The sequence below is a fragment of the Shewanella sp. TC10 genome (assembly GCF_009663145.1).
GTDB lineage: Bacteria > Pseudomonadota > Gammaproteobacteria > Enterobacterales > Shewanellaceae > Shewanella.
On sequence record NZ_VKHR01000035.1, the window covers coordinates 43,306 to 54,161 of the forward strand.

Consider the following 10,856-nt stretch of genomic DNA (forward strand, 5'->3'; position numbering starts at 1 on the left):
CATCGTCTGCAGGTGTAGAGCTATTCGTCATGAACCATTCTCCACATATGTTCTAAATTGTACTCACGTTGCAAAAATAGAATCACTAGAAATAACATCCCAAAACAAAAAGTGCCCATGCCTAAATAGATATCTGAAAAGTCAGATAAATTGAATGCTGCGACTAAAAAGGAAATGACATAGATTTCTAGCATAGTTAACTGCGAAAGTACGCCATGATTTTTGAGCAGTTTACGATAGGTTTGTTGCCAAAATTTAGAATGTAGACGGCGTTTAACAATGATGATTTGTAATAATATCGATAAAATTAATAAACCTGGTGCTATCACTGCCGCTGCGATAACAGCGACTGCGACAATCCAATAGCCTTGAACCCAGACTGCAAAAGCACTTTCATAAACCGTTGTGGTACGAATACTGCCCAAAAAATGAATTTCTAAAACGGGTAAGAAATTGGCAGGAATATAGAAAATAATGGCAGCAATACATAACGCAAGCATGCCGTTAATTGAGCAGTAAGGCACATCATATAAAGCAGTATGACAACGAGGGCAAAGCGCCCGAACATTAGAGGGCAGTGCTCGTCGCTGCACTGCTAAATCACAAGAGCGGCACAAAATAATGGTGTCTTGATCTAAATTTTTTGGCATATAAAAGCTAAAACCATCCATTTAGTAAATAATAGCTGCAATATCCTGATGCAACTTGAGACATATTAATCCCTTTAATTGGCACTAAATATGACCTCGAAATGAGTTTATTCATCACGATTCGAGTTACAATGAAATGAGATAATACCAGAATAATCAGAATACTTGCATCAGAAGTTAGTTCTATGACACTCTATGCACTGTATATAAAAACAGTAAGAGGTTAATCATGGCGGTAATTACAAAGTTTGTCGTGGTCAGAGAAGGGGTGGAAAAGATGACATTCACATCTAAAAAAGAAGCCGATGCCTATGACAAAATGCTCGACATTGCTGATAACTTAGTTCCTTTTATTACTAGCGCTGAGTTAGAAATTGATGAAAATAGTGTAGAGAAACTTGCATTTTATCTTGCATCTAATAAAGATGAGCTTGCAAATTTACTTAAAGGCGTGGTCAAAGCAAAACCTGCTGCGACAAAACCAGCAGCTAAAAAGGCAACAAAAAAAGCGGCCGCAGAATAAAATAATTGTTAGGAAGTAAAATGAAAGCTGATTTATATGACACCTTAAACCGACAAGTACTGGCTTTAATGGAAGGTGAGGATGACCTCATTGCGGGTATGGCAAATTTTTCTGCATTGTTAAATGATAATTTGGACGATATTAACTGGGTTGGCTTTTACATTAAGCGAAATGACCAATTAGTGTTAGGTCCATTCCAAGGAAAGGTCGCTTGTACACGTATTGTCATTGGTAAAGGTGTTTGTGGAACAGCTGCGGCATTAGATCAAACTCAATTAGTTGAAGATGTGCATCAATTTGAAGGACATATTGCTTGCGATGCAGCGAGTAATTCTGAAATAGTTGTTCCTGTTCATCATGGTGAAAATATCATCGCAGTGTTAGATATTGATAGCCCTTCTTTAAATCGTTTTGATAAAGATGATCAAAAAGGACTCGAAAACTTAGTTAAAAGCTTCGAATCTTGCTTATTTGCTTAATTTGCGAACAAATAAGCCAAATTGCAGGTCGCAATCGCTGACATGAGCTTTATAATACTGAGCTGCACGCATTACTATGTTTAAAATTTATTTACTGTAAATATGCAGGCAAGTAAGTTAATTTGTTAAGGCATGTTTCTACTGCTTTAGCAATTATGTAGGAAATGCTAATTTGAACGTTAAGCAAGACTCTGTTTAACGAAAGATAAACGACTGTATCTAGCTAAGACAGCTATTAACCAGTCCCCTTATATAACGTGGAAGTAAAAATGGAATCAACAGACAAGTTGACCGACACCAACGCAGTTTTAGCGTATTTATATGAAACATTTCCTTTATGCTTTATTGCAGAAGGTGAAACTAAGCCATTAAAAATTGGGTTGTTTCAAGATTTAGCTGAAAGGTTGGCTGATGATTCTAAAGTAAGTAAAACACAATTACGTGTTGCACTTAGACGTTATACAAGTAGCTGGCGCTACCTTAAAGGTGTAAAAGCTGGCGTTCAACGTATTGATCTAGATGGTCAAGACTGTGGTGAACTTGAGCAGGAACATATTGATCATGCTCAGCAGACCTTAAAAGAAGGTCAAGAGAAAGCTAAAGCTAAGCGTCAGGCACAGGCTGCTAAAGCAAACCCTAAGAAGCCAGCTAAAAAAGCACCAGCTTCGAAAGCAGCTGCGGTTAAAAAAGACCGTCCAGCTAAGGCTAAAAAGCCTGCTGCTCCAAAAGTTAATTATGTACCTGCAAAATTTGACGAGCTTAAACAAAAACAACGTGTTAGTGTCAAGTTAGGACAAAATCCTGTAGCTGGCGTTATCACTGACATCAAAAAAGAAGATGTCCATGTACAGCTTGATTCTGGTTTAGTCGTTAAAGTACGTGCAGAGCATATCTTATTATCGTGATCATTTAAGGAGTAACTTGTTGATGCGAAAACTCACTTTGGCTGCGTCGATTGCCACTTTATTTGTCGGTTTTTCGGCTTGGGCAATTTCACCAACTATTCAAATCAACGAGTTACCTAAACTTGAGCAAGAGCCTCAACACAAGGTTGCGAGTAAGAGGGTAACGAATTTATTCACTCGCTCTCATTACCATCGCTTTGAACTTGATGATGCTTTTTCTGAGTTGATTTACGATCGTTATCTACAACAGTTAGATTTCAGACGTAATGTACTTACCCAGGCAGATGTTGATAGTTTCAAACAATATCAGCATCTGTTCGACGATATGGTCAAAACTGGCAATATCGAACCTGCCTTTAATATGTTCTCTTTATTGCAAAAACGTCGATATGAACGTTTTGCCTACGCATTAACGCTACTAGACAAAGAATTCGACTTCACAGAAGCCGGTGATGCTTATGAGTTTGATCGCGAAGAAGCTGCATGGCCAAAAGATGAAGCAGAATTAAATGAGCTTTGGCGTCAACGTGTCAAATATGATGCATTAAACTTAAAACTTGCTGATAAAGACTGGGAAGAAACAGTTGAAATACTCGGTAAGCGTTATAACAATGCGATTAAGCGTCTGAGTCAAACTCACAGTGAAGATGTATTCCAAGGTGTAATGAACGCCTTTGCTCGCACTGTAGAACCTCATACAAGTTATTTATCTCCTCGAAATGCTGAACGTTTCCAAATGGAAATGAACCTAAGCCTTGAAGGTATTGGTGCAGTATTGCAAATGGACGATGACTACACAGTGATTAAAAGCCTTGTAGCTGGTGGACCTGCTGCAAGCAGTGAGAAGCTATCTCCTGAAGATAAAATTATTGGTGTTGGTCAAAAAGACGGTGAAATAGTTGATGTCATCGGCTGGCGTTTAGATGATGTTGTAGAGTTAATTAAAGGCCCTAAGGGCAGTGAAGTTAACTTACAAATTCTGCCTAAAAAAGGCGGCGCTAACGCTAAAACATTCGAAGTGACAATTGTTCGTGACAAAATTCGCTTAGAAGATCGCGCTGCAACGTCTAAAGTTATCGAACCAACAGAAGGTGAATTTGCTAACCGTAAAGTTGGTGTGATTCAAATTCCTGGTTTCTACATGAACTTGTCTGTAGACGTCGAAAAAGAAATTGCCAAACTTAAAGAAGATAAAGTCGAAGGTATTATCATTGATTTACGTGGTAATGGCGGCGGTGCTTTAACGGAAGCAACCTTATTAACTGGTTTGTTTATCGATATGGGCCCAGTGGTTCAAATACGTGATGCTAACGGGCGTGTTACACAAAACCGTGACAATGATGGAAAAAGTGCTTATAGCGGTCCATTAACAGTGATGGTTGATCGTTACAGTGCTTCAGCTTCAGAGATTTTCGCAGCAGCATTGCAAGATTACGATCGAGCATTAATTGTGGGTGAAGCGAGCTTTGGTAAAGGCACGGTTCAGCAACATAAAAGCTTAGGCCGTATTTACGATATGTACGAAAAACCCATTGGTCACGTACAATATACAATTGCAAAGTTTTACCGTATTAATGGTGGTAGTACCCAACTTAAAGGGGTTACTCCAGATATTAAATTCCCTAGCGCCTTAGAGCCTGGTGAATACGGTGAGTCTGAAGAGAAAAATGCTTTACCATGGGATAAAGTTCCAGTAGCTCAATACGGCACTTTGGGTAACATTTACCCTGAATTAATCGCTAAACTGGATACCAAGCATCAGCAACGTATTAAGACAGACGTAGAGTTTGGTTATATCTTCGATGATATTGCTGAATTCAAGAAGCATCATGACGATAAAACTATTTCGCTAGTAGAAAGTGAGCGAATCGCATCGCGTGAAGAAGATGAAAAACGTATTCTTGATCGTACCAATGAGCGCCGTGTTAAAAATGGTCTTGAGCCTTTAGCATCACTTGATGAAGAAGATGAAGAGACAACTGAAACTGAAGCAGATTCTACCGAAGTTGCTGATAATGATGCAGCGGATACTGAAGAGTCTGAAGAAGATGAATTAGAAGTGCCAGATGCGTTTTTAGAAGAGACAGCATTAATTACCTTAGATATGGTTGATGCTAAAAAATTAGCAGTGAAATAAATCCTATTTTATTGCCAAAAAACGCGCTTTAAGCGCGTTTTTTATTATGTAAATTTTATGCCTATAAAGTGCTAAGTGTTATTCAAGGATTATTTATGACTCAAGCTCAAGCAAAACATTTAAAAGACTACCAAGCACCGACTTTCACAATAAGTCACATCGAATTAGATTTTAATTTAAAAGGTTCGGATACTGAAGTTATCGCAACAAGTAAAGTTCAGAGGGTTGGCGATCATAATGAAGCTTTAGTACTGGTAGGTGAGCAGATAAATTTAGTTTCAGTTGAAATAAATGGTCAGCCAGCAGATTTCAAAGAGCAAGATAGCCAATTACTGGTGACCACAGCATTAAACGATTTTGAATTGAAACTCGTCACTAAACAAGATCCTGAAGCTAACTCAAGCCTTGAAGGCTTATATATGTCTGACGGGGCTTATTGTACTCAGTGTGAAGCTGAAGGCTTCAGACGAATTACTTACTTTTTAGACCGCCCAGATGTCTTAGCTATTTACACAGTAAGAATTGAAGCAGATAAAGCAGCATTTCCTTTTTTACTCAGTAACGGCAACTTAATTGAAAAGGGCGATGTTACTGAGTCTCGTCAATTTGTTCGTTGGGAAGATCCATTTCCTAAACCAAGCTATTTATTTGCTTTAGTTGCTGGTGATTTTGATTTACTTGAAGATAAGTTTATTACCCGCAGTGGTCGAGAAGTGAAGCTACAAGTATTTGTGGACAAAGGAAACTTGCACAAAGCTAACCATGCAATGGTATCGCTACAAAAGTCGATGGCATGGGATGAAACTCGCTTTGATTTAGAATATGACTTAGATATTTACATGATTGTTGCCGTTGATTTCTTCAATATGGGCGCGATGGAAAACAAAGGCTTAAATGTCTTTAACACCAAATACGTATTAGCTGACACCGCCAGTGCCACAGATGAAGATTATCATGGCATCGAGTCTGTCGTGGGTCATGAGTATTTTCATAACTGGACAGGTAACCGTGTCACTTGCCGTGATTGGTTCCAATTGAGTTTGAAAGAAGGCTTAACTGTATTTAGAGATCAAGAGTTCAGCTCTGATTTAGGTTCGCGCGCGGTAAACCGTATTCAAGCTATTCGAGTTATGAAGAACCAACAGTTTGCTGAAGACGCAGGCCCAATGTCTCATCCGATCCGCCCAGAATCTGTTATTGAAATGAATAACTTCTACACAGTAACGGTTTATAACAAGGGCGCTGAAGTTATTCGAATGATGCACACCATCTTAGGTGAGAAGAACTTCCAATTAGGTATGAAGCTTTACTTCGAACGCCATGATGGACAAGCGGTAACCTGTGATGACTTTGTCAACGCGATGGAAACGGCGAGTGGTATTGACCTGACTTTATTCAGAAATTGGTACAGTCAAGCCGGTACGCCAGTTGTCCATGTTGAAGACAGCTATGATGAACAGAAACAGCAATACCATTTAACCGTGAGTCAATCAGTGACTTCACAAGGTATTAAAGGAAAAGCATTACACATTCCTTTCAGTGTTGAGTTACTGGATTCTGAAGGTACGTCGTTAACCAATCAAGTTTTGGACGTAAAACAAGCTCAGCAAACATTCACTTTTGACAATATTGCCTCGCAGCCAGTGCCGTCTTTATTACAAGACTTTTCTGCTCCAGTGCGCTTGGAGTACGACTTTAATGTGGATCAACTTGTACACCTGAGCCGATTTGCATCGAGTGAAGTGGCTCGCTGGGAAGCATCAGTGGGCTTATTTAGTCAAGCGGTATGGCAAAATGTAGCAAGTCTCAATGCTAAAGAAACTATGCATCTTGATGCTAGAGTGATTGAAGCTATTAGAGGTATTATCTTAGACGAGAATATTGATAAAGCGTTAGTTGCCGAAATCCTTGCTTTCCCAAGTGCAGCAGCGCTTATCGAACAAGTCGAATCAGTTGACTTAGACTCATTACAGGCGGCGAGAGAGTTTGTAGTCGATGAACTTGCAGAGTCATGTTTAGATGAACTTGTGACACGTTATCGTTCACTTATTCATTTAGATGATGCCGCTTCAAGAGCCTTTAAAAATATCTGTTTAGTATTGTTATCACGTGTTTCTTCAGAATACGAAGCTTTGGTCACTGAGCAATATCATTCTGCAAACAATATGACAGATAGTTTGGCTGCATTGAAATCAGCTGTATCGGGTCAGTTAGCTTGTAAACAAGAATTAATGGCAGATTTCGAGAAGAAGTGGGTTTCAACGCCTTTAGTCATGGATAAATGGTTTAGCCTTCAAGCGTCGCAAAACACGCCTGAAGTATTAGCTGAAATTAAATCGTTAACTCAACATGAAAGCTTCAGCTTTAATAATCCAAATCGTGTTCGGTCTTTGATTGGCTTTTTTGTTGCAGCTAATACTTATCAATTCCACGACATCAGCGGTAGCGGTTACAATTACCTGACTGATATATTAATTAAATTGAATGAGTTAAATCCGCAAATTGCAGCGAGAATGATTACACCGCTAATCCAATTTGCTAAATTTGATGCAGAACGTCAGCAAAAAATGAAAGATTGCTTATTAAGATTAAAAGCATTACCAAACCTTTCTAAAGATTTGTTTGAGAAAGTCGACAAAGCGTTAGAGCAAGCTTAACTCTGTTTAACTGGCAATGGTTTTGTTTTAATACAAGCCATTGTCAGTTAGTTGTGTCATTTTTATAATTAAATAATCAAGCCATGCAATTTATATTTTCGATGTATATTAGTTTCAATGATTTCCTTCCGTATTACCAAGGCACAGTTAAGAATGTGGAAGTAAAGGATGTGAATGGCAAAATATTACATATTAATGGTAAATATTTTAGACCATATGTAAGCTCAACAGGTATCCACGGACAGTTTGTTTTGCGTTTAGAATCTTCTGGAAAATTTATTTCTCTGAATAAAATTTAGAGCAATTACTTCAAACGATCAATTGATTGTTAAATGGTAATTTAGCTTCACTTGGTTTTATTTAAGTTATTGTAATTAAATTATTTTATTATTTTTATCTCTCTTTGTAGTCCATTCGTGTGATCTAATTCAAATAAGCGTTCGTTTATTCTTCCTAAATTTCTCCTAACTACACCATTTCGTTAACAAATTTAATGTTTTTTGAACTTGCTCAATGATGTTAATTGCTGTAACAATGGAGTTGCCTGCAGGCTAACAAAATGTTGGTTCAAATCCTATAACAACGAATCCGGCAGGTTACGGAGAGAAGCAAAAATGAATATTGTTAAAAGACGCTTTAACAAGTCGGCACTCGCTTTGGGGGTGGTGTCGGCATTGACTTTAGGGATGAGCAGTAGCGCTAATGCTGTTTCATTTGATTGGGGTGAAGTACGAGGCACCTTTGACTCGACTTGGACTGTTGGCGCAAGCTGGCGTGTTTCTGAGCGTGATTGGGAAGGGCAAATCGGTAAAGTTAACCAGCCACAGTTTGATTGGTCTGGTTATTCTGGTTTCGGTGCGCCATTTGGACAAACTCCTATCTACTCTTCAGCTCAAATTTGGGGCCAGCCTGGCTCATACTCAAGTAACAACGACTTAAGTAACTTACTCTATTCTCAGGGTGACACTACCTCTGAACGTTTTAAAGGTTTGCATGAGCTATCTTTAGAATATAAGAACTTCGGTTTGTTTGTTCGCGGCATGTATTTTTATGACCGTAAATTAAGTGATGGTGATTTTGATTATAATGATCCACTGACCGGCAAAGAATATGATCCTTGTGAGGATAGCCGAGCAGAAGAGGTTCAGTGTAAAGACATTCGCTTATTAGATGCTTTTGTTTACGGTAACTTTAACTTAAATGATGGTAAAAACCCATTATCAGTCCGTGTCGGTAACCAAGTTGTTTCTTGGGGTGAAAGTACATTAATTCCACACGGTATTGGTGTCATTAACCCAGTTGATTTAAATATCTTAAATACACCTGGTGCAGAACTTAAAGAAGCTTTCCGTCCGCAAGGAATGGTATGGGCATCGTTAGGTATTACTGAAAATTTAAATGTTGAAGCCTATTACCAGTATGATTGGGAACCAGTTTGGGTTCCATCAGCAGGTTCTAACTTTGCTACCAATGACTTTGTTGGTTTCGGTGGTTATAACCAAAATGCACAGCTAGGTTTCAACTCAAACCCTGATATCAATCTTGAATTCTTAATGTCAGAGTATGCCGCACTTTATGGTGCAGCAGCTGCGGCAAATTTTGATCCTGCATTCGCAGCTTACATGGTGCCATATGCTACTAAAGTAGCTTTACTGCAGGATGAGGCTGAGCCAAGTGATGATGGTCAGTACGGTATAAAGTTAGGTTATTACGCGCCGAGTCTTGGTGAAACTGAGTTTGGTTTGTATTACATGAACTATCACAGTCGTCGTCCAATTATCAGTGGTACAGCATCTAACTTTAGCAGTGAAGCTTTAGCAAGAGACTATGGACGTTTAGCTGCAAGTGGCGGTGAAATTGACCGTGAATTAATGCTAAGCATGGAATCGTTTACTAAAGCTCAAGTGGTATATCCTGAAGATATTCAATTATACGGCGCAAGTTTTAACACCCTAGTCGGTGACACATCAGTTGCGGGTGAAGTTTCACACCGTGTTGATGAGCCATTACAAATTGATGACGTTGAGTTGTTATTTGCAGGTATGCCTCAGCAGCTTGCTAATGCAGGTTTACGCCCTGATTTAGATGGTGTGTCGCAAATTGAAGGTGTAGAAGCTGGTGAAACAATTGATGGTTTCATTCTATCTGATACCACTCAAGCACAGTTTACATTGACTCATTTATTTGGACCTACCTTAGGCACTGATAACTTAACTATGCTTGCAGAAGTCGGTGGTGTGTGGATCCATGACATGCCAGGCTTTGACGAGCTACGTTTAAACGGTCCAGGTACCGCCCGTTCAGGTGGTAATCCTGACATGCCAGGTATTATCGAAGCACTTCATGATGGTCCTGAAACTAATCCGTTCCCAACAGATTTTGCTTGGGGTTATCGCTTAGTTGCGAAAGCTGACTACAATAATATCTTTGCTGGTGTGAATATGTCGCCACGTGTGATTTTCTCTCACGATGTTGACGGTATTACGCCTGATCCAATGTTCTTATTTACAGAAGGTCGTAAGTCAGTTGCTGTAGGCGTTAGTTTTGATTATCGCAGCCGCTGGGGAGCAGATATTTCTTACAACAACTTCTTTGGTGGTGTAGGAACAACTAATGCAATGACAGACCGAGATTACGTCTCGTTCAACGTCAAGTATTCTATCTAGAAGGATAATAATAATGAAGAAACTGACGATATTATCGGCTGCAGTAATTATGGCGTTTAGCGCACCTGCAGCGATGGCGAAAGTATCTGAAGCTGAAGCAGCTAAATTGGGTAATGAACTTACTCCCATTGGCGCTGTTAAAGCGGGTAACGCTGACGGTTCAATTCCAGCTTGGGATAATGGGATTACCTCTCCTGTAGCTGGCTATGAAAAGGGTATGCATCACCCAGATCCATTTCCTTCAGATAAGATCTTATTTACCATTACGAATGCAAATAAAGCCCAGTACGCTGAGTTTTTAACACCGGGTCAAAACAAGCTTTTTGAACTGTATCCAGATACATACAAAATGAATGTTTATGAAACTCGTCGTACTGCTTCATTACCGCAATATGTATATGATGCAACAAAAGCGAATGCATTGAATGCTGAGCTTGTGGCAAATGGTAATGGTGTAAGTGGCGCATCTATTAGTGTGCCATTTCCTATTCCTAATAATGGTTTAGAAGTCATTTGGAACCATATTTTACGTTATCGTGGTGTTGATATTAAAACCGCACGTAGCCAAGCAGCTCCTACTGCAGGTGGTGCTTATACCTTGATTGAAACTGCTGAAGAAATTCGTTTCAGCTATAGTCGCCCTGAAGTAACGTTAGATCAGTTAAAAGAATCAAATACATTGTTCTTCTTTAAACAAGTTGTACGTCAACCAGCGCGCCTTGCTGGTACGGCACTTCTTGTAAAAGAAACTATGGACCAAGAAGCTTTACCTCGACAAGCTTGGACTTATAACACAGGTCAACGCCGTGTTCGTAAAGCGCCGAATGTCGGCGCTTTAC

The 10,856-nt window shown here is 39.3% G+C and carries 9 protein-coding genes; 8 read left to right on the plus strand and 1 reads right to left on the minus strand.

The annotated features are described in order from the left end of the window. Positions 1-20 precede the first annotated feature (20 nt). The gene (locus tag FNZ24_RS13035; protein ID WP_153914955.1) at positions 21-650 is read right to left on the minus strand and encodes a paraquat-inducible protein A; all 630 of its coding nucleotides are present in this window, start codon (positions 648-650) and stop codon (positions 21-23) included. 229 nt (positions 651-879) lie between these two features. On the opposite strand from FNZ24_RS13035, the gene FNZ24_RS13040 reads away from it, so the two are divergent. The 8 genes from FNZ24_RS13040 to FNZ24_RS13080 all read left to right on the plus strand — a co-directional run. After that, positions 880-1,173: a YebG family protein gene (locus FNZ24_RS13040; protein ID WP_153914957.1), complete on the plus strand. Its 294-nt coding sequence runs from the start codon at positions 880-882 to the stop codon at positions 1,171-1,173. A gap of 20 nt (positions 1,174-1,193) precedes the next feature. Continuing rightward, positions 1,194-1,652: a GAF domain-containing protein gene (locus FNZ24_RS13045; RefSeq protein WP_153914959.1), complete on the plus strand. Its 459-nt coding sequence runs from the start codon at positions 1,194-1,196 to the stop codon at positions 1,650-1,652. A 269-nt stretch (positions 1,653-1,921) separates the two neighbouring features. Continuing rightward, a complete protein-coding gene (proQ, locus tag FNZ24_RS13055) occupies positions 1,922-2,557 on the plus strand; it encodes an RNA chaperone ProQ (RefSeq protein WP_153914963.1) in 636 nt (211 codons plus the stop codon). A gap of 22 nt (positions 2,558-2,579) precedes the next feature. Continuing rightward, the gene (prc, locus tag FNZ24_RS13060) at positions 2,580-4,694 is read left to right on the plus strand and encodes a carboxy terminal-processing peptidase (RefSeq protein WP_153914965.1); all 2,115 of its coding nucleotides are present in this window, start codon (positions 2,580-2,582) and stop codon (positions 4,692-4,694) included. Positions 4,695-4,789: 95 nt separating this feature from the next. Further along, positions 4,790-7,351, plus strand: a complete 2,562-nt coding sequence (gene pepN, locus FNZ24_RS13065; RefSeq protein ID WP_153914967.1) for an aminopeptidase N — start codon at positions 4,790-4,792, stop codon at positions 7,349-7,351. 83 nt (positions 7,352-7,434) lie between these two features. After that, the gene (locus FNZ24_RS13070) at positions 7,435-7,650 is read left to right on the plus strand and encodes a DUF2835 domain-containing protein (RefSeq protein WP_153914968.1); all 216 of its coding nucleotides are present in this window, start codon (positions 7,435-7,437) and stop codon (positions 7,648-7,650) included. Between the two features lie 315 nt (positions 7,651-7,965). Then, positions 7,966-10,017, plus strand: coding sequence for a DUF1302 domain-containing protein (locus FNZ24_RS13075; protein WP_153914970.1), 2,052 nt, complete (start codon positions 7,966-7,968; stop codon positions 10,015-10,017). 13 nt (positions 10,018-10,030) lie between these two features. Then, positions 10,031-10,856: DUF1329 domain-containing protein (locus FNZ24_RS13080; RefSeq protein WP_153914971.1), on the plus strand; the 826-nt coding region annotated here is incomplete at its 3' end.

What these genes read in the sequence shown, in the direction of transcription:
- prc (WP_153914965.1), top strand. Translation starts at nt 2,580, where the DNA reads ATGCGAAAACTCACTTTGGCTGCGTCGATTGCCACTTTATTTGTCGGT.
- FNZ24_RS13035 (WP_153914955.1), bottom strand. Translation starts at nt 650, where the DNA reads ATGCCAAAAAATTTAGATCAAGACACCATTATTTTGTGCCGCTCTTGT.
- FNZ24_RS13075 (WP_153914970.1), top strand. Translation starts at nt 7,966, where the DNA reads ATGAATATTGTTAAAAGACGCTTTAACAAGTCGGCACTCGCTTTGGGG.
- pepN (WP_153914967.1), top strand. Translation starts at nt 4,790, where the DNA reads ATGACTCAAGCTCAAGCAAAACATTTAAAAGACTACCAAGCACCGACT.
- FNZ24_RS13070 (WP_153914968.1), top strand. Translation starts at nt 7,435, where the DNA reads ATGCAATTTATATTTTCGATGTATATTAGTTTCAATGATTTCCTTCCG.
- FNZ24_RS13045 (WP_153914959.1), top strand. Translation starts at nt 1,194, where the DNA reads ATGAAAGCTGATTTATATGACACCTTAAACCGACAAGTACTGGCTTTA.
- proQ (WP_153914963.1), top strand. Translation starts at nt 1,922, where the DNA reads ATGGAATCAACAGACAAGTTGACCGACACCAACGCAGTTTTAGCGTAT.
- FNZ24_RS13040 (WP_153914957.1), top strand. Translation starts at nt 880, where the DNA reads ATGGCGGTAATTACAAAGTTTGTCGTGGTCAGAGAAGGGGTGGAAAAG.